This is a genomic window from Ruegeria sp. CK3 (genome assembly GCF_056536565.1).
Window position 1 is genome coordinate 192,421 of record NZ_JBQFPV010000009.1, and the last position, 23,393, is coordinate 215,813.

Annotated in this window: 23 protein-coding genes; 10 read left to right on the forward strand and 13 right to left on the reverse strand. The window is 60.3% G+C overall.

Annotated elements, in window-relative coordinates; translation table 11 throughout:
• From ACR0C3_RS15245 to ACR0C3_RS15265, 5 genes are read right to left on the reverse strand one after another with little or no spacing between them, the layout of a single operon-like run.
• Complete coding sequence (locus tag ACR0C3_RS15245) at positions 1-1,113, reverse strand: energy transducer TonB (RefSeq protein ID WP_480759240.1); 1,113 nt, start codon at positions 1,111-1,113, stop codon at positions 1-3.
• On the reverse strand, positions 1,110-1,487 hold the full coding sequence (locus ACR0C3_RS15250; protein WP_480759242.1) for an ExbD/TolR family protein: 378 nt from the start codon (positions 1,485-1,487) through the stop codon (positions 1,110-1,112). The genes ACR0C3_RS15245 and ACR0C3_RS15250 overlap by 4 nt, the downstream gene beginning before the upstream one ends.
• Before the next feature lie 4 nt (positions 1,488-1,491).
• Complete coding sequence (locus tag ACR0C3_RS15255) at positions 1,492-1,818, reverse strand: biopolymer transporter ExbD (protein ID WP_170378693.1); 327 nt, start codon at positions 1,816-1,818, stop codon at positions 1,492-1,494.
• Between the two features lie 31 nt (positions 1,819-1,849).
• A complete protein-coding gene (locus ACR0C3_RS15260) occupies positions 1,850-2,515 on the reverse strand; it encodes a MotA/TolQ/ExbB proton channel family protein (RefSeq protein WP_480759244.1) in 666 nt (221 codons plus the stop codon).
• Positions 2,512-2,946 carry a hypothetical protein gene (locus tag ACR0C3_RS15265; RefSeq protein ID WP_170467392.1) on the reverse strand — a complete coding sequence of 145 codons (435 nt, stop codon included), beginning with the start codon at positions 2,944-2,946 and terminating at the stop codon, positions 2,512-2,514. Before ACR0C3_RS15265 ends, ACR0C3_RS15260 begins: the two co-directional genes overlap by 4 nt.
• Before the next feature lie 231 nt (positions 2,947-3,177).
• Here ACR0C3_RS15265 and ACR0C3_RS15270 point away from each other — a divergent pair, with 231 nt between their 5' ends.
• The 9 genes from ACR0C3_RS15270 (at position 3,178) to ACR0C3_RS15310 (ending at position 12,483) form a co-directional block, all read left to right on the forward strand.
• Positions 3,178-3,528 carry an MbcA/ParS/Xre antitoxin family protein gene (locus ACR0C3_RS15270; RefSeq protein WP_170378480.1) on the forward strand — a complete coding sequence of 117 codons (351 nt, stop codon included), beginning with the start codon at positions 3,178-3,180 and terminating at the stop codon, positions 3,526-3,528.
• A complete protein-coding gene (locus ACR0C3_RS15275) occupies positions 3,528-4,040 on the forward strand; it encodes an RES family NAD+ phosphorylase (protein WP_480759246.1) in 513 nt (170 codons plus the stop codon). Before ACR0C3_RS15270 ends, ACR0C3_RS15275 begins: the two co-directional genes overlap by 1 nt.
• 49 nt (positions 4,041-4,089) lie before the next feature.
• Positions 4,090-5,643: a caspase family protein gene (locus ACR0C3_RS15280; RefSeq protein WP_480759247.1), complete on the forward strand. Its 1,554-nt coding sequence runs from the start codon at positions 4,090-4,092 to the stop codon at positions 5,641-5,643.
• Positions 5,613-6,314 carry a hypothetical protein gene (locus ACR0C3_RS15285; RefSeq protein WP_170378486.1) on the forward strand — a complete coding sequence of 234 codons (702 nt, stop codon included), beginning with the start codon at positions 5,613-5,615 and terminating at the stop codon, positions 6,312-6,314. The genes ACR0C3_RS15280 and ACR0C3_RS15285 overlap by 31 nt, the downstream gene beginning before the upstream one ends.
• A gap of 11 nt (positions 6,315-6,325) precedes the next feature.
• Positions 6,326-6,730, forward strand: a complete 405-nt coding sequence (locus tag ACR0C3_RS15290) for a hypothetical protein (protein WP_170378488.1) — start codon at positions 6,326-6,328, stop codon at positions 6,728-6,730.
• Positions 6,731-6,951: 221 nt separating this feature from the next.
• Complete coding sequence (locus ACR0C3_RS15295) at positions 6,952-9,048, forward strand: hydantoinase/oxoprolinase family protein (protein WP_480759249.1); 2,097 nt, start codon at positions 6,952-6,954, stop codon at positions 9,046-9,048.
• Positions 9,045-10,685: a hydantoinase B/oxoprolinase family protein gene (locus tag ACR0C3_RS15300; RefSeq protein ID WP_480759250.1), complete on the forward strand. Its 1,641-nt coding sequence runs from the start codon at positions 9,045-9,047 to the stop codon at positions 10,683-10,685. The genes ACR0C3_RS15295 and ACR0C3_RS15300 overlap by 4 nt, the downstream gene beginning before the upstream one ends.
• Positions 10,682-11,749 carry a pyridoxal phosphate-dependent aminotransferase gene (locus tag ACR0C3_RS15305; protein WP_480759251.1) on the forward strand — a complete coding sequence of 356 codons (1,068 nt, stop codon included), beginning with the start codon at positions 10,682-10,684 and terminating at the stop codon, positions 11,747-11,749. The genes ACR0C3_RS15300 and ACR0C3_RS15305 overlap by 4 nt, the downstream gene beginning before the upstream one ends.
• Complete coding sequence (locus ACR0C3_RS15310) at positions 11,746-12,483, forward strand: maleate cis-trans isomerase family protein (RefSeq protein WP_480759253.1); 738 nt, start codon at positions 11,746-11,748, stop codon at positions 12,481-12,483. Before ACR0C3_RS15305 ends, ACR0C3_RS15310 begins: the two co-directional genes overlap by 4 nt.
• 4 nt (positions 12,484-12,487) lie before the next feature.
• Here the strand turns inward: ACR0C3_RS15310 and ACR0C3_RS15315 are convergent, their stop codons facing one another.
• From ACR0C3_RS15315 to ACR0C3_RS15345, 7 genes are all read right to left on the reverse strand, one after another.
• Complete coding sequence (locus ACR0C3_RS15315) at positions 12,488-13,843, reverse strand: MmgE/PrpD family protein (protein WP_480759255.1); 1,356 nt, start codon at positions 13,841-13,843, stop codon at positions 12,488-12,490.
• A 127-nt stretch (positions 13,844-13,970) separates the two neighbouring features.
• A complete protein-coding gene (choV, locus tag ACR0C3_RS15320; RefSeq protein WP_170549346.1) occupies positions 13,971-14,996 on the reverse strand; it encodes a choline ABC transporter ATP-binding protein in 1,026 nt (341 codons plus the stop codon).
• A 3-nt stretch (positions 14,997-14,999) separates the two neighbouring features.
• Positions 15,000-15,830, reverse strand: a complete 831-nt coding sequence (gene choW / locus ACR0C3_RS15325; RefSeq protein ID WP_170378502.1) for a choline ABC transporter permease subunit — start codon at positions 15,828-15,830, stop codon at positions 15,000-15,002.
• Positions 15,831-15,916: 86 nt separating this feature from the next.
• Complete coding sequence (gene choX, locus ACR0C3_RS15330; RefSeq protein WP_170675872.1) at positions 15,917-16,843, reverse strand: choline ABC transporter substrate-binding protein; 927 nt, start codon at positions 16,841-16,843, stop codon at positions 15,917-15,919.
• A gap of 340 nt (positions 16,844-17,183) precedes the next feature.
• The gene (locus ACR0C3_RS15335) at positions 17,184-17,963 is read right to left on the reverse strand and encodes a carnitinyl-CoA dehydratase (protein WP_480759256.1); all 780 of its coding nucleotides are present in this window, start codon (positions 17,961-17,963) and stop codon (positions 17,184-17,186) included.
• 3 nt (positions 17,964-17,966) lie between these two features.
• Positions 17,967-19,982, reverse strand: a complete 2,016-nt coding sequence (locus ACR0C3_RS15340; protein ID WP_480759257.1) for an acetate--CoA ligase family protein — start codon at positions 19,980-19,982, stop codon at positions 17,967-17,969.
• A gap of 2 nt (positions 19,983-19,984) precedes the next feature.
• Positions 19,985-21,145: an acyl-CoA dehydrogenase family protein gene (locus tag ACR0C3_RS15345; protein WP_480759259.1), complete on the reverse strand. Its 1,161-nt coding sequence runs from the start codon at positions 21,143-21,145 to the stop codon at positions 19,985-19,987.
• A gap of 99 nt (positions 21,146-21,244) precedes the next feature.
• Between ACR0C3_RS15345 and ACR0C3_RS15350 the strand changes: the two genes are divergently transcribed.
• Positions 21,245-22,162 carry a GlxA family transcriptional regulator gene (locus tag ACR0C3_RS15350; RefSeq protein WP_480759261.1) on the forward strand — a complete coding sequence of 306 codons (918 nt, stop codon included), beginning with the start codon at positions 21,245-21,247 and terminating at the stop codon, positions 22,160-22,162.
• 45 nt (positions 22,163-22,207) lie between these two features.
• Here the strand turns inward: ACR0C3_RS15350 and ACR0C3_RS15355 are convergent, their stop codons facing one another.
• The gene (locus tag ACR0C3_RS15355) at positions 22,208-23,335 is read right to left on the reverse strand and encodes a TauD/TfdA family dioxygenase (RefSeq protein ID WP_480759262.1); all 1,128 of its coding nucleotides are present in this window, start codon (positions 23,333-23,335) and stop codon (positions 22,208-22,210) included.
• Positions 23,336-23,393: the final 58 nt, after the last annotated feature.

The following is a 23,393-nucleotide window of genomic DNA, read 5'->3' on the forward strand; positions in this document are numbered from 1 at the left end:
TCAGCCGTTCTGGTAGTAAAAGGACAGTTTGCGGCTGACGCCACCGGGCGGCGGCGGGAAAGGTGCGGCCCCCCTGACTTGCTCCTTCGCAGCCCGATCCACCTGGTCCGAGCCCGAGCTGGTGATGACCTCGACCCAGGCCAATGAGCCATCCGGGTCGATCTGAAAGAACACCTGCGCATAGCCGCGAACCGGTGCGTAGACCTGAGGCGCGCGGTTCAGATGCACCAGAACTTGGCCGGCATAGTTGGTCGTGGTGGAATTGCCCGGCCCTCGCCCTCCGGACTGGTTGCCCCGGTCATTGCGGGTGAACGCGTCAATACCTTCGCGCTGATAGGCCGCCAGTGGGGATTCAATGGTTTGTTCGGGGAATTTCAGGTTGTCGAAATTGCGCGTACCGGGCAGCGCAGGTTGAACCTCGTCCGAGGGCGTCCGATTGGGCAAACGCGGTCGAAGAGAAGTTGCCACCGCCTGCTCGGTGCCTTCGCTGTCCTCCACAGGTTCGGCTTCTTCCGGTAAAGGCTCCACCGCGATTTCTGGCTCAACAGCCTCTTGTTCCAGCGGCACAGGCGCAACCTCGACGGGCGGCAACGCGGCCAGTTGCTCGGCCTCTGGCGTTTCGACCGGCTCAACCGACTCTGCGGCACTGGCTTGCGGGATTTCGACGACATCAGATGGCTCGGCCAAGGGCGTTGCGTCGACCTCATCACTTGCTGCCGTTTGCGTCTCCGACTGGTCAACGGATTCGGTCACCTCCGGCTCTGGCACCTCGGCCTGACCGCCATTGGAGGCGCCGGTGTCGGGCGCGAAAGTCTGCTCTTGCGGATCGGGCGAAGCAACCAGAGCTTCGCTTGTCGGAATCTCCGCTTCTTCAGGCTCGGGCGAGGTTTCGACGGGAGGTTCGGGCACTTCCGCTTCTTCTGGCTCGATCGGCTCGGGTACCTGCTCAGCCAAATCCTCAAAGGCCGTGCCAAGGGTCACTGCATCTTCCTCATCGCCCACAACGCTTGCCGAATGGGTCAGACTGGCTGTGGTCATGCTCAGCCCCAGAATATGCAACAAGAGCGAAACCAGAACGGCCACAGCGGCGATGATGGCCGAGGTTCGGATCATTCGATCGCCTGCTGCGTGACCAGAAAGACCGATTTCGCCCCTGCACGCCGCAGCGCACCTGTCACCTCTATCAGACGCGGGCCCGAGGCCGCGCGATCCGGCACGATGCGGACCTCTTCGCCCTCAAGATCCGCCATGTAGGTCTCGGCGTCCGTGGCTTGCCCGCGAAAGCTGAGCGATCCGTCCGCATGCAGGACCAGCGCATCGGGCGGCTCACGCCCCTCCAACTCTGCAGTGTCCACAAGCTCAAGATCGGGGTCCAAAGGGGGGGCCACGGTGCCGGCGATCAGGAAGAAGACCAGCATCAAAAACACCACATTGATCAGCGGGATTGTAGAGTCGCGTCTGCGGCGTTGGGATGTCTGGCGGATCATCGGCCTACTCCAACACCGTGACGGTCAACCCGTCGCGACCTCGTAGAGGAACCAATACATCGACAAGACGCTGCGCCGAGGTATCAGCGTCGAGGCTGATCAGAACCTGCCCGGTCTCAACTTGTGTCAGCAGATCATCCAACGTGATCGAGGCACCGTTCAGAACCAACCGATCCGGACCAAGCTGCAAGAACACTCTGTCTGCTGGCGCAGTGCCCGCGCCACTGCCAGCAGCGGCCTGCGTTAATTCGATCTCAGCAAATCGCGAAAATGTGGATGAGAGCATGAAGAACAGCAGCAGCAGAAAGATGACGTCGATTAACGGCGTCATCGACAAGGGGCGTCTAACAAAGGGCGCCGTGTTACGCATGTTCGGGGGCGGCGCGCGGGGTCTGTGCCCCGGCCGTTGCCTGCAGCGCGTGACCGGGCACCAGAATCGTCCGAAGCGCTTTGTCCGCAAAGACCCGCTCACGCGATGTGCGGCTTTCCAACCAGGACAGAACCATCGAGGTCGGCATCGCCACCGCAAGTCCTACAGCCGTTGTCACAAGGGCGACCCAGATACCACCGGCCAGCAGCGACGGGTCCACCGAGGAACCGGCGGTTTGCAGGCTCTGGAACGCGTTGATCATGCCAAGCACTGTTCCAAACAAGCCAAGCAGCGGGGCAAGCTGCGCCACCGTGTCCAGCAGTCGAAAGCCGCGCTCCAACCCGGCCAAGGCCAGACCAGCCTCGGCATCCAAACGGTCATCCACGCCAGGCACGTCGACCCCATCCATCGCTGCGCCAACGATCGGCGCAAGGTAGCTGCTACTGTCGTTCAGCCGAGTACGCGCTGCGGCGCGATCTCCTGCGTCCCAGGCAGCCAGAGCTTCGGACAGGACCTTGTGGCGACCAACACCACAAGCCGCGAACTGCCACAATTTATACAGCGTGACTGAAAGCGTCAGAACCGACATCACGATCAAGACACCAACCACCGGCCCGCCAAGCGCCAGAATTTCACGCAAAGTGCCCAAGAAGTTCATCCCAAAAGCTCCACTTTGACCCGGCTGCTAAGGCTGAGCGTATCGCGACAGATAGTGCTATCCGCACCGTCGACCACGCAGGTATTTGCACCGTTGATCAAGGCCCGGCCCACTTGCGCGCAATCCCTTCCCGGCAAATCAAACTGCCGCACGCGCGGTCGATCCGCCGGAAGATCTCGGAAATCGAACAGGGACAGGCTAACCACGCCGCCTTCAGTGTCAAAAATCACTGTCTCGAACACGGCCTTGTCGATTGAGACTCCAGTTCCGTTCTGCACCAGAAAGGTCAGTCGGCAGGCGTTGCCCACATTCTGCGCTGTGTTCAATTCGACGGACAGCGCCTCAGACGGTGCGCTTTCTGATTGCGCCCAACTGACGGCTGGCAACACGGCCGCGAACAATGCCGCAAAAGCGGTGCGATGAAACGACATGGACGGGCTCCTGCTGTTTTCTTGCCATTTGAGACCTCATACCCGAGGCTGCGAACAGGTAAAAGGGCAGCTCAGCCTGTCGTCAATCAACGGGTGGTCCCAAGTTGGTGAGGATCATGTCGTCTGCCAAGGGGTTTGATGAGGTTCGAGACGCAGCGACACGGTATGTATCCTTGAAAATCAGCGATAGTGACGCTATATACTGTCAAAGTAACAGGATCGGAGGGTAGCATGCAGATTGCTCAATTCGCCGAAGGCGGGCTGTTTGAGCCTCGGAAAATCGCGGCGGCTCTGCGTACATCCGCCGAAGAGGTCGCCTTGACAGTGGGGTTGGGTAAGGATGCCCTGCAACGCCGCACGCGCATTCAATCCGACAAGACCCAACGCCGCCTGCGCGAACTGGTCGAAGTTCTCAACAAAGTGCAACCGCGTTTTGGCTCGGATCTGATCGCCTATGCCTGGTATCGCTCGGAACCTCTGCCCGGCTTTGACGGGCGTACCGCAATGCAGCTGGTGCAGGAGGGCAAGGCGCAGCAGGTGTTGGAGTACATTGATGCCGTCGATGCCGGTGTCTATGCCTGATGCCGCTTGACGGGGGCTGGTATCGCGGGCCGCTTTTTCGCGCATTAAACCCGGTCTACGCACGCGAGCCCCTCTCGGGTCGTGGGGCTGAGAAGTATGGCGGTCGGTTCAACGCGAAGGGCACACCCGCGCTCTACACGGCGCTGGACCCGGCCACGGCCCTGCGCGAGGCCAATCAGGTCGGGGACTTGCAGCCGACGATACTGGTGTCCTACCACGCGGATTTAGGCCCGATCTTCGACACCAGAGAAGAGGCCGCCTTGGCCCAATACGGAATGACTGCGCCCGCGTTGGGTGATCCCGGTTGGCGATCGGCCATGCTGGACCGACGCGCTGTCCCGACGCAAGACCTGGCCGCGCAATTGATCAAGGACGGTTTTGCCGGTTTGCTGGTACGCAGCTTCGCACCTGGGACGACACCGGCGAACCTCAACCTCGTCCTCTGGCGGTGGAACGGGTCGGATACGCGGCTGACTGTTGTGGACGACGAGGATCGACTGGGCAGGCTATAGAACTCCAATCTGTCTGTGCAGTCCAAAACCCATGCGCTAAGGTGACGGTATGACTCGGTTCCGATTTTTGCTGGTTTGCATAATGTCCTGTCTGGTTCTGGCGACAGGCTCGGCCCGGGCGGCTGATCGTGTGGCCTTGTTGATCGGCAATTCCGACTACCGCGCCCCGGATATGGCCTTGCGCAACCCAGTCAACGATGTCGAGGCTTTGGGCGTAGCGCTACGCGAGCTTGGCTTTGCCGTGACCGAGGCCACCGATCAGAACGCAGCCTCGATGGATCGGGCCGTCCACGCCTTTGGGAAAGCGGCGCAAGGCGCTGAAATGGCTGTCTTCTTTTACGCCGGTCACGGGGTTCAGATCGGCGGTCAGAACCACCTGATCGGCACCGAATTCTCGGGCAGTGACCTGACCGCCTTAAGCCGAAGTTCGATCACCATCGACCGCGTGCGCGATGTTCTTGCCAAGGCCGGGCCGGATGTCGGCATCCTTCTGCTCGACGCTTGTCGCAATAACCCGTTCTCGGACAAAGGGATCGTCGAACAGGGCCTCGTCCGCATCCGGGGCGGTGCAGGTTTGCTGATCGCCTATGCCACTGACCCCGGCAACGTGGCATATGACGGGCTGGGCGACAACAGTGTCTTCACCTCGAGCCTGCTGGATCATATTGCAACGCCCGATCTGGATGTACGGCTGATGCTCGGTCGGGTGCGTCAGCAAGTGGTTCTGGATACCGAAGGCCGCCAGATCCCATGGGTCGAAGAATCCGTTCTGGATGAACATAGTTTTGCGCCGGGTTTGTCCTCGGCCAGTCCCACAGACGCTTTTGAGGCCGATATGGCCCATTGGCGAAGCATTTCCGCAAGCAGCGATCAATCTGACTTCAAGGACTATCTGCAAACCTATCCCGACGGCCTGTTCGCCGCTTTCGCGCGTGACCGGATTGAGCTGCTGAGGAACACCGCAACCGCCCCAGCCGCGCCGATCAGTGCAACGCTGGCTGCTGCGGAACCCGATAAGCTGGCCGCAGCCCTTTCCACCCTTGGGCTGATGCCAGATGGGCCAAGCCGGAACCTGGAACCGGCCCTCGATCAGTATCGCCGTCGCTTGCCGCTGCAGGAAACCGCAACGCCAGAGCGTCTGTTTGAAGACGCCGCCGAAGTCTCGGTCTTTCTGGCCGCCACGACATTGCAGAGCCTGCGCACAGATATCGTTGCACTGCGCAGTGTCGAACGCACTCTGGCTGTTGCTGAAAACGCCTTGGGCCAGATCGAAGAGATCGCCCGTTCGGACCCTGCCGCGCTGCCGGTGCTGCAACAGGCCCGCAATGATATCTACGACATCTATCGCTCACGCGGTGTCATTCTAAGGCGGCTGGATCAAAGCCGCAGTTACTACGATGAACTTTTGACCCGCGCCGTGGTGTTCTTTCCATCCGAGCCAGGCGCAGATTTCTTTGACGCTGCGGCGACTTCGCGTAACCTCGGGCAAGCACACGCGCGCCTGAGCGAGGATGCCGCATTGTTTCTGCGCCATGTGGCGCAGGCAGAAGACAGTAAAAAAGGGAGTTATCAATGGCTGGCAGATCTAATTCCACCCGGCTGATCGCCGCCGTGTTAGGGGCATCGTTGGCTCTGTCCGCCTGCGGTGGCAGCAGCGAGCCGGAAACGCTGAGATCCGTAGGCGCTGGCTCAAGCCAGGCCGAGGCCGATCTGGCAAAACAAGCGGCAGCCCTGCAAAAGACAATCCTGCAAGGGGCGATTGCAGGTGGTGTAGCGGGTGGCGCGATCGGCTTTGGGCTGGGCGGTTCTGACGACGTAGGCACAGGCGTCGCCCTCGGACTGGGTGCTGGCGCTCTGGCAGGCACCTATGTGGCCTATGTGCAGCGCAGCTATGCCGGGCGCGAAAGACGGTTGCGTCAGATCAAATCCGATCTGGACCGGAACGCCGCCGAAATGCAGACCACGTTGAACGTGATGAACGAAGTTCTGGTGGCTCAAAAGGCTGAGTTGGACGCACTGAACGCCCGCGCCGCAGCGGGAACCGTGGATCAGGCCGAGTTGCAACGCGAACTGACCGAGGCCAATGGCAATCTGAAACAGATGGAACTGGCCATCGACGGGGCAACCAGACGGCAGGCCGAATTTGCTGAGGCGCGCAGCCTGACGATCAAGCGCCGCCAAACCACTTCGCCCATTGACGGTGATCTGCAGGCTCTGTCCAACCAGATTTCGCAGATGCGCGGGATCGCCAGCGATTTGGCGTCGTCGCTGTGACAGGGCAAAACATGATCACACGCATTGCTCTGCCTTGCTTGCTTTTGGCCGCCTGCCAAACCACGACAGACCCGGCGGACGGAGGGTTCTTCGCCGGAGTATCCGGCATTGCGACCGGGGCCTATGATGACCGGATCGAGGCCGCCGAGGGCGATGTGGCGACAGCTCAGGCCCGCAACGACGCGTTGGCCGCGCAGATCAGATCCTCGGAATCGGAACTGGCGCAACTGAAATTGAAAATCCTGCAACAGCGCGATGCCATCGGCGGCGGAGACCCCGCCACAGCCGCCAGAATCGACAGGGTGCTTAACGCAAAGCCCCAAGGCACCACTGCCGAAGCGCAATTGCAGGCCTTGCAGCGCAGCATTTCTGAGGCCCGCGCGCTAAGTGCGGATTTGGCGCGGCTGTCGGGATAAGCCCTGCAGCGAAGTTCAGGTTTTTACGTCGTTGGAATGCCGCGATGTCGCAAATGCGCTAGCAGTGACGTAAAAACCGCCCGACAATTCCTCATGACTTGTCAGTGCATCCCAACTCGTATGGATCGCCGGGCCACCGGCTGCAACTTGGTGGCACCGCGTCGGTAACAGGCCGAACGGGCGCCATGCCCAAACTGTTACTGACGACAACGGACCCCTCCATGACAACTGCTCTGCGCCTTGCCATAGATATTGGCGGCACGTTTACCGATACCGTCCTTGTTTCAGGCAATGAGACGATATTGGCCTCGACCAAAACCCTGACCACGCACCAAAATCCGGCCGAAGGCGCAATGGAAGGGGCGCTGCGCGTCATGAAAAGCGCGGGACGGTCCCTGGCTGAGGTGACCGGCTTCATCCACGGCACCACACTGGCCACCAACGCTCTGATCGAGAGGCGCGGGGCCACCGTGGCAACTGTCGCGACCGAAGGCTTCCGCGATATCCTCGAAATCGCCTACGAACGGCGCTATGCGCAGTACGATATCAACCTGGAAAAACCCGACCTTCTCGTCCCGCGTGAACGCTCGCTGACCGTTCGAGAGCGAATGTCCGCGACCGGTGAAGTTCTGATCGAACTGGAAGAAGGCGCTATTGACGCGCTTCTGGCTGAAATCGACGCCAGCGGGGCGGATGCGGTTGCGATCTGCCTCATGCATTCCTACGCGAACCCCATGCACGAACGCCGGTTGCGCGATGCTCTTGCCGAACGACGCCCCGATCTGACCGTATCGATCTCATCCGAAGTCAGCCCCGAGGCGCGCGAGTTTGACCGGCTCTGCACCACGGTTGCCAACGCCTATATCCAACCGCTGATGGAGACCTATCTGACCCGCTTCGTGAAAAAGTTCGAAGCCGAAGGGGTCAACTGCCCGATCCTGATGATGACCGCAGGTGGCGGGATGTGTACCGTCCAGACGGCCATGCGTTTCCCGATCCGGCTGGTCGAAAGTGGCCCTGCCGGAGGGGCTATTCTCGCCGCGCGTATCGCTGCTCGGGCCGGGTTGGATCAGGTTTTGTCCTTCGACATGGGGGGTACGACCGCCAAGCTCTGCCTGATCGACAATGCCCGACCCCAAACCTCGCGCCAGTTCGAGATCGCGAGGGCCGCGCGTTTCATCAAGGGCTCTGGTATGCCGGTGCGTATCCCTGTGATCGAGATGATTGAAATCGGCGCGGGCGGAGGTTCCGTCGCCGGGGTGGACCGGTTGGGCCGCCTTACGGTGGGGCCAAAATCGGCGGGCTCGGAACCCGGACCGGTGGCCTTTGGACGTGGCGGGACCGAACCGACGGTGACCGACAGCGATATCACTCTGGGCTACATCGTACCCGACACATTTGCCGAAGGGTTCATCAAGATCGACCCCAAAGCGTCAAACGGTGCTTTGCAACGTGTGATCGGCACGGCGCTTGAAACCGACGCGACTGGGGCCGCTGATGGGGTCAGCCGTATCGTGGATGAAAGCATGGCCAGCGCCGGGCGGATGCATGCGGTGGAATCGGGCAAAGACCTCGGACCACGCGCCATGATCGCTTTTGGCGGCAACGGCCCTCTCCATGCCAGCCGTGTGGCCCGATCTGCGGGTGTAAGCCGGATCGTGGTGCCTCCAAATCCCGGTGTTGGCTCGGCGGTGGGTTTCCTGTTTGCACCCGTGTCGTTTGAGATCGTACGCTCGTACTATTCTCTGCTGGGTACGTTGGATTTCACGGCGATCAACGGCCTTTTTGACGATATGACCGCCGAGGCCAGCACCGTTGTTACCCAAGGTGCCGGAGATGCACCGACCGAAATCCGACGCTCAGCCTTCATGCGCTACAGCGGTCAGGGGCATGAGATTGAGATTTCGCTGCCGGACCGCACCCTTACCCCCGAAGACCTCGCCCCGCTGACCGAAGCGTTTGAAACGGAGTACCGCAAGCAGTTCTCACGCCCCGTGCCGGGCATGCAGATCGAGATTTTGAACTGGGCCGTACAGGTCGCGACCCCGGACGCTGCCGTTCCCGAAATGCTTTCCACCCCGGCGCTGACCACTATGACACCTTCGGAAACCCGGCCTATCATCTGTGATGTAGACGGGCAGATGAAACAGGCTGGTTTTGTGGCCCGCGCCGATCTCAAGCCCGGCGACCGCATTTGCGGCCCCGCGCTGATCCATGAACCACAGACGACGACACTCGTCTCAGCCGATTTCTCGGCCCATGTGGATGCCATCGGAAACCTCGTCCTGATCCGGAACCAGAAAGGAGGCACGCAATGACCCCTGCCCGACTACAAGTGATGTGGAACCGGTTGCTGGCGGTTGTCGAGGAACAGGGCCAAACCCTGATCCGCGCGGCTTTCAGCCCGATTGTACGCGAATGCGGCGACATTTCTGCCGGGATCTTCGACGCAAACGGCCGGATGCTGGCGCAAGCCGTGACCGGCACGCCGGGCCATATCAACACTATGGCCGAAGCCGTTCAGCACCTGCGCACCGCCTTCCCGGTTCAGACGATGAAACCCGGCGACATCTATATGACGAACGATCCATGGCTCGCCTCGGGTCACTTGAACGACTTCCTTTTGATGATGCCCGCGTTCAAGGATGGCAAGGTCGTCGGTTTTACTTCCTGCACCTCGCATCTGGTTGACCTGGGCGGGCTGGGCATGGGGCCTGAGGGCTCGGACATATACGACGAGGGCCTGCTAATCCCGCCCTGCAAACTGGTTGAGGAAGGCACGCCGAACGCCCTGCTGCTGGACATCATCCGCGCCAACAGCCGCGAACCCGTGGCCAATGAGGGCGATATCTACGCCCTGATCGCCTGCTGCGAGGCCGGGGTAAACCGGTTGGTGTCGATGATGGAGGAATTCAGCATCGACGATCTGGACGCACTGGGGGCCTACATCATCGAGACCTCACGCCGGGGCACTCTGGCCGCCATCGCCGAGGTGCCTGCTGGCGTCTACAAGAACGTCCTGAAGATGGATGGCTATGAGAATGAGCTGGAACTGCACGCCACCCTGACCGTCAGCGCCGACGGGATGCATGTGGATTTCACCGGCACCTCCGGCTGTTCCCGAAAGGGCATCAACGTGCCCCTGAACTATGCCACTGCCTATACAGTTTTTGCCCTGCGATGCATTGTCGGGTCGGACATTCCCAACAATGCAGGCTCTCTGGAGCCGTTCACCGTCGTTGGTCCCAAGGGCTGCATCCTGAATGCGCAGCGGCCGGTGCCGGTGGCGATGCGGCACACCCTGGGTCAGGTAACCCCTGATTTGGTTCTGGGCTGCCTGCATCAGGCCCTGCCCGATCAGGTCCCGGCCGAGGGCGCATCCTGTATGTTCGACCTGCCCATGCGCCATGCACCTGAGGTCGCCCGTGACGGAGGCCGCGAGTTCGCGGTGGAGCCCGTGCATAACGGCGGTACGGGCGCGCGGCCTCATGCGGACGGGTTGTCGGCAACGGCCTACCCCTCGGGCGTGTTTGGCAGTCAGGTAGAGATCACCGAAAGCGTCGCCCCCGTCACGATCTGGCGGCGCGAGCTTCGGCCGGACTCGGGTGGTGCGGGCAAGTACCGCGGCGGGTTGGGGCAACGGATCGAGATGACCTCGGCCAACGGCGCGCCCTTCATCGTCTTCCTCTCGGTCGAACGGCTGAAATTCCCCGCGCTTGGTCGGATGGGTGGCCAACCCGGAACGCCCGGGCGCATCCGGTTCCGCGACAGCGACACTGAGATCCCCGGCAAGGGCGAGCTGCGGGTCGAAGACGGCGACTACCTGATCTTCGAGACCCCCGGGGGCGGTGGCTTCGGCGATCCGGCGGAGCGGGACCCAGACGCGCTGGCCTTGGACCGAAAACGCGGCTTGGTCAGTGACGAAGGTGCCAAATCTTACGGAGGTCGCTCATGATCCGCCCCGTCCCTCATGTCGGTGCTATGGCCGCTTATGCGCTGGCCGATCTCGGTGGTGCGCAGACGATCTCACTGGCCCAGAACGAAAGCGCCTTTCCCGCAAGTCCTGCGGCCATCGCTGCGGGACAGGCCGCAATGGCGGATATGCCGCTTTACCCTGATCCCGAATGGCCCGACTTGCGTGCTGCGATAGCGGAAGTCCACGAGCTGGACCCCGCAAATATCCTCTGCGGGGCCGGGTCGATGGAACTGATCGGCTGCCTGATCCGCACCTATGCCGGGCCCGGAGATCGGGTTTTGGGTACGGATTACGGCTATGCCTATGTCGCCTCGGCGACTGCGCAGGTGCAGGCGGACTATGTCAAGGCGCGTGAGGTCGATTTGACTGTTTCGGTGGATGACATTCTGAGCGCAGTCACTCCAGAAACCCGCATCGTCTTCGTCTGCAATCCTGGCAATCCGACCGGGACGGTAATCCCGAACACGGAAATTCTGCGCCTGCGGACCAGCCTCCCTCAAAACGCCCTGCTGGTCGTCGATCAAGCCTACGCCGAGTTCTCGGATGCCGAACATGATCCGGCAGAGATATTCGCCATGATTCAGCGCGGTGATACGGTCGTCACTCGCACGTTTTCCAAAGCCTATGGGCTGGCAGGCGCTCGGGTCGGGTGGGCCTATGCTCCGCCCGAGATTGGAGCAGAACTGCGCAAGCTTTTGAACCCAAACAATGTCTCGATCCCCTCGCAGGCAGCGGCTGCCACGGCGATGCGAGATCAGGCTCATATGCAAGAGGTTGTGGCAAAAACTGCCCACATCCGCGACGCGTTCTCGGAATACTGCCGCGCCTTAGGGCTAACCGTCCCGCACAGCCACACAAATTTCGTCTTGCTGCGTTTTGCCTCAGTCGATCAAGCGCAGCGGGTCGATGCCGCTTTGCGCGCAGAAAACTTGCTGATGCGCGGGATGGGCAGCTATGGCCTTGGCGATTGCCTGCGTGCCACGGTATGCGCACCGGACGTCATGAACCGCGCCCACGACGTGTTGGAAGGAGCGCTGTCATGACCGAGACCCGAACTGCGGCCAAGATCGGCGTTCTGGTGCCTTTCACCAATACTAATCTGGAGCCGGATCTAGCGTTGATGCGTCCGCCCAATACCACGCTGCATTTCCAGCGCATGGGAGGGTATGACGTGGACGAAATCCCCGACTCGGATCAGATGGCCGGTTTGGGCGCGTCGGATATCAGCCATGATTTGCGGATGATCTCCGGCGTGCGGCCCGACATCGTTCTTTACGGTTGCACCTCGGCCACGCTGACCCATGGCCCATCCTTCGACGCCGAACTGGCCGAGCAGATCAAATCCGGTGCAAATGCCAAGTCATTCACAGCGGCCAGCGCTTTGATCGCGGGCATTCAGGCGTTGGGGGCCCGCAAAGTCGGTTTTTCGTCGCCCTATCTGGGCGAGATCAATACGCAGGCCATCGCGTTCATGGCCCAAAATGGGGTCGAAACGGTCAAATGCGCCGATGTGGGCCGGGAACTGGGCAACTACGGTCAGGGAGAATTGACCCCGGACGAAGTCTTCGACCTCGCCTGCCAGGCCGACCACCAACAGGCCGAGGCGATTGTTCTGAGTTGCACCGATATGCGGTCCGTTGAGGCCATCGAACGGATTGAAGCCGCGCTGGGCAAACCCGTTGTCACGTCCAACCAGGCGATTGTGTTCTGCTTGCTGCGCGAACTCGGGCTACCACCGCATAAGGGGTTACCGGGGCGGCTGTTCGACTGCGTTTAAGGGGCTAGGACCCGGACGGAGCGTCATAGATCAACGCGCCAAGATCCGAGAAAGCCGATACCGAATCTCTCAATCCCAGGACGGCGTCACGTATGGCGGAGGCCCTTGTTTCGCCGAGCGACGGCACCGCGAACTCCATGAATTTTGCGACCACTTCGGCTTGATCCATCGGGGCCTCGGGGCCACCTCGCGCATGGACGTCGCCAGTTTCCAGCACCCGCCCGTCGTGCAAGCGGATCGTGACATCGGCAATACGACACTCTGGGAACCGGGCCGAGTGGCGCGCGTCTTCGGCAACGGAAATACGTTCCAACAAAGACGCCACCAAAGGATCAGACAGACCCACACCCGAGATATGCTCGACCCCGATCCGCCCATAGGCCATCATCACCGCCACCGCGAATGGCAGCGAATACTGCGCCTTTGAGGTGTCGTCAGGCATGCCCTGAAACAGACAAGCGCTCTCGCGGAAGGTATTGACCTGGACCGAGGTGATGTCTTCATGGCTCAGACCGTGGTCGCGCATGAGCTGACGGACAGCGTCAATCGCAGCGTGCGCCCAACGGCAGATCGGGTAGGGTTTCACATATTGATGCTGCATCTGCCAGAACTGGCCAAGGTCCTGCCAGTGGTTCGTGACCTCTTCGGCTTCGATTGTAATTGCGGGCGCGCCGGTAAAGCCTTTCTCGGCCAAAACGGCCGACGACACACCGACCAAAGCCCCCCAGCCCGATCCGTCATGCAGCATTGTGGGGTTGGCGATCTCGCGCATCATCTGGCTGCGGGGGCCGTGATATTCAGCGATGCCCATGGCCTGCCGCAATTGGTCCACTCCCAACCCACGCAACCGAGCCGCGACGGCCACGACGCCCAAGGCGTTCCATGCCCCTGACGTGTGATAGTCGCTGACTGTATCATGCAGAGAAATCCCGGCGCGCCCAGCGACCTCATACCCGATGGTGACAGCGGTCAGAGCTTCGGGACCCGAGAAGTCCGGCAACGTTTCCGCCAGCGCACAAAGCGCCGGGACAACAGCGACACCGATATGCCCTTTGGTCGGGTTATACCCGTCATGCCCATCCAGACTGTCAGTCTGCGTCGCAGCAGCATAAGCAGACCCGGCGGCGCTGACCCGGCGGCCATCAAACAACATCCGCGAGCTGAGCGCTGGATCACCTGCCCCGTAGAGCGCAAACGCGGTTTCTCGGGCGATTGACCCCGCCGCCATAGGACCCGAAGCAATCGTAATGCCCAGCGTGTCGAGCAGCATCAATGCTGCGGTGTTCAGTGTTGCATCAGGGATAACCTCGGGTGTTATACCAAGGGTGAAATCAGCAACTCTCTGGAAGCTATCTGTCACGGCCTGCTCCTAGCTCAACACCTCTCGAGGCAGGTTAGGAGGTTTCGAATGGGATGGCACGAAAACAATTGAGAACGAACGGTCCGGCGTTCTAGTGCCGGACCGCCCCATGTTTAAGGCCCGAGGATTACTGCCCCATCGGATCAACCAGCTTGTTCAACACACGGTCTTTTGTGACCTGACCGATGATCGCCCCGTTCTCGATCACGCCAACCGGTGCGTTGTTCTGGTCGAAGCCCTGGATAACGTCGCGAATATCCGTATCCGCATCGATAGAGCGATCCGGCGTACCGGTTGCAGGCTCCATCACGTCCCGCGCGCGCAGAACGCCCAGTGGGTTCATATGCGCGACAAAGTCGGCCACGTATTCGTCCTCGGGTTTCGAGTAGATCTCGGACGGGGTGCCGCATTGCACGATGCGACCGCCCTCCATGATGGCGATGCGATTGCCGATCTTGAAGGCCTCATCAAGGTCATGGGACACAAAGATGATCGTGCGTTTCAGCTTTTCCTGAAGGCGCAGCAGCTCATCCTGCAGCTTGGTCCGGATCAGCGGATCGAGAGCCGAGAACGGCTCATCCATCAACAGGATCGGTGCCTGAGTGGAAAAGGCTCGGGCCAGACCGACGCGTTGTTGCATACCGCCCGAAAGCTCTCCGACCTTACGGTCGGCCCAGTCAGACAGACCGACCAGAGCAAGCTGCTCATCGGTGCGCTGCAGCCTCTCAGTGCGGGACATACCCGACAGCTCCAGCCCCAGCCAGACGTTTTCGCGCACCGTGCGCCACGGCAGTAGGCCGAATTGCTGGAATACCATCGCAATATGGTTCTGCCGCATCCGGCGCAGGGTACGGGCGTCGGCGTTGGTAACATCCACCATCTCCGACCCGTCCGAGACCCGAACCGCGCCGCGGATCACCGGGTTCAACCCGTTCACCGCCCGCAGCAACGTGGATTTGCCCGAACCAGACAGCCCCATCAGCACCAGCGTTTCGCCCTCATGCACGGTCAGCGAGCAATTGTGGACGCCCAGCACCTGACCACAGGCTTCTTTCACCGTTGCGCGGTCTTTGCCTTCGTCCATGAAGGGCAACGCGCTTTTGGGGTCGTTGCCGAACGCGATTGAAACATTGTCAAATTCAACTGCGGTCATGGATCAATGCTCCACTCTGAGGACGCGATCGAGGATGATCGCTACAACAACGATGACAAAGCCAGACTCGAAACCAAGGGCCGTGTTCACCTGATTGAGCGCCCGCACGACCGGCACACCCAAGCCGTCAGCACCGACCAGAGCGGCGATCACAACCATCGACAGCGACAGCATGATGGTCTGGTTCAGGCCGGTCATAATCTGCGGCAGCGCGTAAGGCAGCTCGACCTTCCACAGGGTCTGGGATTTGGTCGCGCCAAAGGCCTCTGCCGCCTCAAGCAGCGGGGTCGGCGTCGAGGACACACCCAGATGGGTCAGGCGGATCGGAGCGGGCAACACGAAGATCACGGTTGCGATCAGGCCCGGTACCATTCCGATACCAAAGAATACGATCGCAGGGATCAGGTAGACGAAGGTCGGCAGGGTTTGCATAAGGTCCAGCACTGGCCGCATCGCCACGTAAAGCTTGGGCCTATGCGCCGCCGCGATGCCAATAGGCACGCCAATCGCCATACAGACCAGACAGGAAGATAGAACCAGCGTCAGGCTTTCCGTCGTTTCTTCCCAATAACCTTGATTGAGAATGAACAGGAACCCCAGCGCCACAAACAGGCAAACCTTCCAATTGCGCTGCAACAGCCACGTGATGCCTACGAAGACGCCCACAACGATCAATGGGTGCGGGGTTTGCAGCACCCATAATATGCCATCAATCAGCGCCTCAAGAACCCAGGACAACCAATCGAAAAATGGCTCCCCTATCTCTTGGAGCCATTCAAAAACCGCTCGGGCCGTCTTGCCGACGGGTATCTTGTTGTCGGTCAGCCAATCCATCTGTCTGCCTTTCAGAGTATTCCGGGCCTGAGATCAGGCCACAAAAAAGCCCTCCGCCACAGACACGCGGCGAAGGGCGTTTAAGGTTATTGACCCAGTGCTGCGCTTACTGCGGCGACTGCGTCACCACCGTCACGGGTCGTGACACCGTCCAGCCATGGTGTATAGGCATCCGGGTTGGCTTTCAGCCATGCGCTGGCTGCATCTGCCGGGTCTTCGCCACCATCCAGAATCGCGGCCATGATCTCGTTTTCCATCGCCAACGAGAATTCCAGGTTGTTCAGCAGCGCGCCAACATTCGGGCATTCTTCTGCATAGCCTTTGCGGGTGTTGGTGAACACGGTCGCGCCGCCGAAGTTGGGGCCAAAGAACTCATCGCCACCGGTCAGGTAGGACATCTCGAAATTGGCGTTCATTGGATGGGGTTCCCAACCCAGGAACACGATAGGATCGCCCTTGCGCGAGGCGCGGTCCACCTGCGCCAGCATGCCTTGCTCGGAGCTTTCAGCGACTTCGAAACCAGAGAGGCCAAACGAATCGCCATCGATCATGGATTGAATCAGACGGTTGCCGTCATTGCCCGGCTCGATTCCGAAGATCTTACCATCCAGAGCATCGGAGTGTGTTGAAATATCAGCGAAATCCTTGATGCCCAGCTCGGCAGCAGCAGCGTTGACGGCCAGCGTGTACTTTGCACCCTCAAGGTTCGCGCGCACGGTTTCAACCGTTCCCGCCTCACGATACGGTGCGATATCGCCTTCCATGGTCGGCATCCAGTTGCCCAGGAACACGTCGATATCGCCTTCGGCCATCGAGGTGTAAGTCACTGGAACGGAAAGGATCTTGATCTCGGTATCATACCCCAGAGCGTCAAGAATCGTTGTCGTTGCGGCAGTGGTCGCCGTGATATCGGTCCAGCCGACATCCGAGAATACGACCTCGTCGCAATTGGCCAATGCCGCCCCGGCAGATGCTAGAATGGCAAGGGTTGAAATGGTTGTTAGGGCTTTCACTGGAGCCTCCCTGTTTTTTTGATTGACTGGTTAGTTAGGAAAAATAAATGACACATAGTCAAGTCTAATTGTTCACATGCAGCCAGATTCAGGCAACAGTTTCTGTCGCGCGCTGAACAATTCACGGATTGCGCGGCATGGATTTCGGTTTGGCTGCGTTCGGGTTGTGGCGCAGGTTTGAAGTGCTGTTGCCCCGTTGGGCTGGCATGTCCTAGTTTAATATGACACGCGAATGCAATCCGTTAGCAGGCCGCCCAAGGAACCCTTGGGCACAGCTGATAAAGTGTTACGGCCCCATCGAAAGAAGGAGCCGCCGAGAGGGTTCAGACCCCAAATTTGCTTACTTGCCTTTCCACACAGGATCACGCTTTTCCGCAAACGCGCGCGCGCCTTCCAGCTGGTCCTCACTGGCATAGAGAGTATCGACGGTACGCAGCTGCCGTTTGGTAATACGGTTCATGGCGTCTTGGAATTTGCTGTCTTCGGCATCGCGCACGACCTCTTTGATCGCGGCATAGACCAGCGGTGGGCCCGAGGCCAACAGGCGGGCGAGTTCCCACGCACGATCCATCAGCTGATCCGCGGTCACGATTTCATTCACCAAACCCCAGCGGTTGGCTTCCTCCGCGTCGAACCAGCGGCCCGTCAGCAGCAACTCCATCGCGATGTGATACGGGATGCGTTTAGGCAGTTTGACACTGGCCGCATCCGCCACGGTACCCGAGCGGATTTCCGGCAGCGCAAAACTCGCATGGTCCGCAGCCAAGATCATGTCGGCGGACAGCGCAAGCTCCAGACCTCCGCCGCAGGCAAAGCCGTTCACGGCTGCAATGACGGGTTTGTTCATGTCGCGCAATTCCTGCAGACCGCCAAAACCGCCAACACCATAGTCCCCATCGACCGCATCGCCATCGGCTGCGGCTTTCAGGTCCCATCCGGGGCAAAAGAACTTCTCTCCCGCACCTGTCAGGATCGCGACGCGCAGGTCCGGGTCGTCGCGGAACTCGGCAAAGACGTCACCCATGATGCGGCTGGTCGCCAGATCAATGGCATTGGCTTTGGGCCGGTCCAATGTGACCTCAAGAATCGCGCCATCACGGCGGGTTTTGATCGGGTCCATATCTCAGGCCTTTCTGATGAGGGCATCCACGGCAACCGCCTTGTCAGGCGTGCAGAGGAGCGGGTTAATCTCGACCTCGCCAAGCGTGTCGGCGTTTTGCATGACATAGGCCTGAACGGCCTCAACAGCGGCCACGATGGCATCCATATCAGCCGCCGGTTGACCGCGATAGCCTGCCAGAAGCGATGCAATCTTCAATTTGCCCAAAGCGCTGCGGATGTTATCAGCGGAACTGGGCACCAGCAGGGAGGCGGTATCGCGCAGCACCTCGGTCAGCACACCGCCCGCACCCAGGGTCAGGACAAACCCATGCGCTGGGTCGCGCACCACGCCGACCAGCAATTCGGCGACGGTTCCAGTGATCATCTCTTCGATCAGAATTTCAGGGGTGCCGATATCCGCAGCAACGTCGGCCACGTCTTCGTCAAGAACACCCAATCGCACGGCCGCATGTTCTGACTTATGAGCCAGCCCCACGCCCTTGACCGCAAAGGGCGCGTCCATGTCCTGAGCGGCAGCGCATGCCTGGTCGGCACCTGCGACTGTCCGGTTCTGCGGGATGCGCAATCCGCACTCGGCCAGAACACGTTTGGACTCGCCTTCGGTGAGTGTCCTTTTGGCCTCAGCCGTTCCGGGCAATGTGACCGGTTTGCCCGAAGGGGCTGTGACCCGGCCTGCCGCTTCGGTTGCGGAAAGGGCTTCGCGCAGCCCCATAAAGGGCACCACGCCGCCGTCCATAAGCTCTTGCGCTACATCTTCGGGCAGCAACTCGGGCAAAGTCGCGGCAACGGCAAATCGCGCGCCGGTTTCCGCGCGCACTTTCATCGCCGCGCGCGAGGCATAGGCCCAGTCGCTCGCATCCGTGGTTGGATAGTCAAGGATCGAGAGCGTCAGATCTATGCCCTCACCCGTCATCCCAGCCCATGCCTTCGCCATCGCCGCTTCATCGCGCCAGATATAAGTGTGGTAGTCCAGCGGGTTATTCAGCGCCACCATCGGACCGAGTGCCTCGCGCAGGTGGGCTTTCTGACCGTCGCTCAGGCGGGGGAAGGATAGCCCGGTTCCAACGGCCATATCCGCGATCAGGCTGGCCTCCCCCCCGGAACAGCTGATCGAGGCTACGTTGCTGCCCGAAAGCGGACCATAGCAATGCAGCAGCTTCAGTGTTTCCAGAAAATCGGGCAAGGCCGACAGGCGTGGAATGCCGAGACGCTCCAAAAGGGCCTGCGCACCCGCGTCGCTTCCAGCCAGAGAGGCGGTATGCGACACGGTTGCGGCCTGCGCCTGCTCGGACGCGCCCACCTTGAGCGCCACCAGAGGGATGCCTTTGGAATAGGCCTTCGCTGCCAGAGCTTCCCATTCGCGGATGTCCTTGAAGCCTTCGATATGCAAGCCAACGGCAGTCACGCGCGGATCATCCAGCAAGGCCGAGGCGATTTGCGCCTGGCTGGTTTGTGCCATGTTCCCACAGGCCACCATATAGGCGATGGGCAGCGCGCGTTTCTGCATGGTCAGGTTGATCGAGATATTCGAGCTTTGAGTCAGGATCGCAACGCCAGTGTCGACCGGCCTGGCCCCGTGCTGGTCGGGCCACAACAAAGCCCCGTCCAAAGCGTTGATGAAACCATAGCAATTGGGCCCCAGAATAGGCATGTCGCCCGCAGCTGCGACCAGTTGTGCCTGCAGATCGCCGCCTGTGTCATCCTCGGCCACGGCCTCAGAAAAACCTGACGCAAAACACACCGCACCACCGGCGCCAGTGGCAGAAAGGGTGCGAACCGCCTCAATCGTGGCATGGCGGTTGATGCCGATGAAAACGGCATCTGGCGGTGCAGGCAGATCTTCGAGACTGGCATAGGCCCTATGGCCAGCGATCTCGGTCGCTTTGGGATGAACAGGCCAGATCTGACCTGCATAGCCCATACGTTCAGATTGCAGAATGACCTGCTGACACCAAGCACCACCGCCGATCACGGCGATGGAGTTCGGGCGCAAAAGCCGTGTGAGGTCTTTGGTCATCGTCAGGCGCCCAACGGACGCAGAAGATCACGGCTGATGATGTGACGCTGGATTTCGCTGGTGCCATCCCAGATCCGCTCAACCCGCGCATCGCGCCAGAAACGCTCGATTGGGAAGTCGTCCATCAGACCCATGCCGCCATAGATTTGCAACGTCGCGTCGGTGACCCGCGCCAGCATTTCCGAGGCATAAAGCTTGGCCGAGGCGATTTCGCGGTTCGAGGGCAGGTTTTCGTCCAAACGCCACGCAGCCGACAGGGTCAGCCAGTCTGCTGCATCAATCTCGGTGATCATGTCGGCGATCTGGAACCCAATGCCCTGAAATTTGCCGATGGCCTGGCCGAACTGTTTGCGCTCGGCAGCATAGTTCAGCGCATAGTCGAAACAGCGCCGCGCCCGACCGACCGAGAAGGCCGCAACCGTCAGGCGGGTCGCATAGAGCCATTCGTTCATCACTGCGAAACCGCCATCGACCTCGCCCAGAACCTGCGCGTCCGGCAGGCGGCAATTGTCGAAGTAGAGGATGTAATTCTTGTAGCCCTTGTGGCTGACCGAGTTATACCCTGCGCGCACCTCAAACCCGGGCGTGCCGCGATCCACCAGGAAGGTTGTGATCCGCTTTTTGGGTCCTTTTGGTGTTTCATCCACGCCGGTTGCAATGAAGACGATGAAGAAATCCGCGTGTTCCGCGCCCGAGATGAAGTGTTTGGAGCCATTGATGACCCAATCGCCCCCATCCTTCACAGCCTGGCATTTCATCCCGCGCACGTCCGACCCCGCATCCGGTTCAGTCATCGCCAGCGCATCCATCCTTTCGCCACGCACAGCTGGCAGCAAATAGCGTTCGCGCTGTTCATCATTGCAGGCCATCAGAATGTTCTGCGGACGACCAAAGAAATGGGTCAGAGCCATCGATCCACGACCCAGCTCGCGCTCGACCAGCGTAAAATCGAGATGCGAAAGGCCTGCGCCGCCGACCTCTTCTGGGAAGTTGCAGGCATAAAAGCCCAGGTCGATGCATTTCTGTTTGATCTCTTCGCCCAGCTCATGCGGCACCTGACCGGTGCGTTCGACCTCGGCTTCATGCGGGTAGATTTCGTTTTCGACAAAGCTACGGACTGTCGAGACGATCATGTCCTGTTCTTCGGTCAGACCAAACTGCATGGCGCGATATCCTTGGATAGGTGATTGACGCAGGAAACGAGATTCCTCATGGTCGCGGCATGCAGTTTTCGCCACCTGTCATGCAAAGTTGGTAAAATTTTGAGTCACAGATTTAATATCCTGCTGTTCGATGGGTTCTCGAATCACTGCCTCGCCAACATGGTCGAGCCTCTGCGGGCGGCCAACACTCTGTCCCGGCAGTCTTTGTATGAGTGGCAGTTCTGCTCTGTTGACGGAGAGGTCGTGCAAAGTTCCAGCGGGCTAGCGGTGACACCGGATACCGCCTTGACCGACCAGCGAGGGGATGTTCTGGTTGTGATGCCCTCCTACGGATTCTTGAAATTGGGCACGCCTCCGACCCTGCGCGCCCTGTTAGCAGCTGCAAAAAGGCACGCTCAGGTGGCGGGGCTGGACACAGGCAGTTGGTTGATGGCGCAGGCCGGGTTGTTGGATGGGCACCGCGCGACCATTCACTGGGACGAGCTTTCCCGATTTGAAGAAGCCTTTCCCGCCGTGGACGTCGTGCAAGAGCGCTACGTCGTTGATGTCGCTCGTCTGACCTGTTCCGGGGCGATGGCGGCGTTTGATCTTGCCCTGGCACTTATCCGCAAGGATCACGGCCCACTTTTGTCGATGGAGGTCGCCCATCTGTTTATGAGCCGTGGCCGAAGCGACCACTATGCCCTACCGATGCAAACCGAAGACACTCTGGTGAATCGCGCCCTGGCCATCATGCAGGCGAACCTTGAAACGCCGCTGTCGATCACGCAGGTCGCGCGCAAAGCGGGCTGCACTCAGAAACGGCTGGAAATGCGCGTTCAGGCTGACCTGAAAACCACACCGCAGGCGCTCTATCGTCGGTTGCGTCTGAACCTTGCGCGCAGGCTGACCGAAGAGACCGAGCAATCCATCGCCGAGATCGCCAGTCGGTCGGGCTATGAAAATGCCAGTGCCATGACCCGCGCTTTCAAGGCCGAGTTTGGGCAGACCCCCTCGGCCTTCCGCAACAGGGTGTAGTGGGACAGCGCCGCCCCAAGACGGCACTGCTCTTATGTCAGGCGTTTAACGCGACAGAACGCGCAGGCGGCTTTCGAATTCACCACGGTCCACGTAGCACCCATGCAGGTGACGGTGACCTGTGTTGGGATCGAAGGCCGACCGCCCATGCAGCACGCGGCGGTTATCAAAGACCACCATTTCGCCCCCCTTCAGCTTGAGCTGAAGCAGGTATTTGGGGTCGCGCGTCATCGCCATGAACTTCTGATAGGCGCGGTAGTAGCGCGGCATGAGAGCGGGCTCGATATCAAGGAAATCGGCCAGATGCGCGTTGAAGCAGATCTCTATCACGTCGCCGTTTTCATCGCAGGTGATGACCCGTTTACGCGAGCGGATATCCGTTTCTCCATCATGGAACCGGAACGGGATCGAGGTGTCGCACAGGGCGTCAAAGGCATCGGGATCTTCCAGTTTCAGGTCCTCTGCCACCGCATAGCCATCACAGAAAAGCGACTCACCGCCCTCAGCCTCGTTGGCGAGACAGTGCAGGAACTGGAACCCCGGAGGCAGTTCCTGATTGGTCAGGTCGGTGTGCAGCGGCAGCGCAACCGGCGTGTAGGCTAGGTTATTCGGGTTGGGTTTGGATTTGACCTCGAAGGTCAGTCCAAAATTGGTCTCGCGCAAAAAGCCGATCCGGCGTGCGACATCCATGCCAGCCTCGGTGCTGTCGGCCAGATGGTCCACGATGCTCAGCCCGTATTGACGCGCGGCGATCAGCCAGTCCTTCAAAGCACTGTCTTGTGTCAGCACCCCATCGGCGTTCGCGCGGGGAATACCGGCGGGCGAAAGTTCGGCCCGCCATGTGACAAAACCGGTATCGGCCGGATCGAAAGCAGGTTGCCCCGGGCGGCGATCGCGCAGCCTGTCCAGATCAAAACCGGTGGGCGCCTGATCTTTGGCCCAAACAACATGCAGGCTGTTGTCGGACTGGAAGGCCTGCACGGGTTTGATATCCAGCGCAATGGCGGTGAGGTCGGTCAGGCGCTCCTGCGTCTGTGGGTGGAACCCAGCGGGGTCGTTTTCGCGTAGCCAGATGAATGGGAAATCCCCGGTCATATGGTCGGGCCAAGTGATACGCACATGTGTTTCGGCCAGTTCAACCTGAACCGGTTTCGAGAGAGTTTGAGTTGTCATGTTAGTCTTTCGCGTTGAGTTGAAATTCGGGTTCAATCTCAGCGCGGGGATGGGGGCG

What these genes read in the sequence shown, in the direction of transcription:
- ACR0C3_RS15245 (WP_480759240.1), bottom strand. Translation starts at nt 1,113, where the DNA reads ATGATCCGAACCTCGGCCATCATCGCCGCTGTGGCCGTTCTGGTTTCG.
- ACR0C3_RS15250 (WP_480759242.1), bottom strand. Translation starts at nt 1,487, where the DNA reads ATGATCCGCCAGACATCCCAACGCCGCAGACGCGACTCTACAATCCCG.
- ACR0C3_RS15255 (WP_170378693.1), bottom strand. Translation starts at nt 1,818, where the DNA reads ATGACGCCGTTAATCGACGTCATCTTTCTGCTGCTGCTGTTCTTCATG.
- ACR0C3_RS15260 (WP_480759244.1), bottom strand. Translation starts at nt 2,515, where the DNA reads ATGAACTTCTTGGGCACTTTGCGTGAAATTCTGGCGCTTGGCGGGCCG.
- ACR0C3_RS15265 (WP_170467392.1), bottom strand. Translation starts at nt 2,946, where the DNA reads ATGTCGTTTCATCGCACCGCTTTTGCGGCATTGTTCGCGGCCGTGTTG.
- ACR0C3_RS15270 (WP_170378480.1), top strand. Translation starts at nt 3,178, where the DNA reads ATGCAGATTGCTCAATTCGCCGAAGGCGGGCTGTTTGAGCCTCGGAAA.
- ACR0C3_RS15275 (WP_480759246.1), top strand. Translation starts at nt 3,528, where the DNA reads ATGCCGCTTGACGGGGGCTGGTATCGCGGGCCGCTTTTTCGCGCATTA.
- ACR0C3_RS15280 (WP_480759247.1), top strand. Translation starts at nt 4,090, where the DNA reads ATGACTCGGTTCCGATTTTTGCTGGTTTGCATAATGTCCTGTCTGGTT.
- ACR0C3_RS15285 (WP_170378486.1), top strand. Translation starts at nt 5,613, where the DNA reads ATGGCTGGCAGATCTAATTCCACCCGGCTGATCGCCGCCGTGTTAGGG.
- ACR0C3_RS15290 (WP_170378488.1), top strand. Translation starts at nt 6,326, where the DNA reads ATGATCACACGCATTGCTCTGCCTTGCTTGCTTTTGGCCGCCTGCCAA.
- ACR0C3_RS15295 (WP_480759249.1), top strand. Translation starts at nt 6,952, where the DNA reads ATGACAACTGCTCTGCGCCTTGCCATAGATATTGGCGGCACGTTTACC.
- ACR0C3_RS15300 (WP_480759250.1), top strand. Translation starts at nt 9,045, where the DNA reads ATGACCCCTGCCCGACTACAAGTGATGTGGAACCGGTTGCTGGCGGTT.
- ACR0C3_RS15305 (WP_480759251.1), top strand. Translation starts at nt 10,682, where the DNA reads ATGATCCGCCCCGTCCCTCATGTCGGTGCTATGGCCGCTTATGCGCTG.
- ACR0C3_RS15310 (WP_480759253.1), top strand. Translation starts at nt 11,746, where the DNA reads ATGACCGAGACCCGAACTGCGGCCAAGATCGGCGTTCTGGTGCCTTTC.
- choV (WP_170549346.1), bottom strand. Translation starts at nt 14,996, where the DNA reads ATGACCGCAGTTGAATTTGACAATGTTTCAATCGCGTTCGGCAACGAC.
- choW (WP_170378502.1), bottom strand. Translation starts at nt 15,830, where the DNA reads ATGGATTGGCTGACCGACAACAAGATACCCGTCGGCAAGACGGCCCGA.
- ACR0C3_RS15335 (WP_480759256.1), bottom strand. Translation starts at nt 17,963, where the DNA reads ATGGACCCGATCAAAACCCGCCGTGATGGCGCGATTCTTGAGGTCACA.
- ACR0C3_RS15340 (WP_480759257.1), bottom strand. Translation starts at nt 19,982, where the DNA reads ATGACCAAAGACCTCACACGGCTTTTGCGCCCGAACTCCATCGCCGTG.
- ACR0C3_RS15345 (WP_480759259.1), bottom strand. Translation starts at nt 21,145, where the DNA reads ATGCAGTTTGGTCTGACCGAAGAACAGGACATGATCGTCTCGACAGTC.
- ACR0C3_RS15355 (WP_480759262.1), bottom strand. Translation starts at nt 23,335, where the DNA reads ATGACAACTCAAACTCTCTCGAAACCGGTTCAGGTTGAACTGGCCGAA.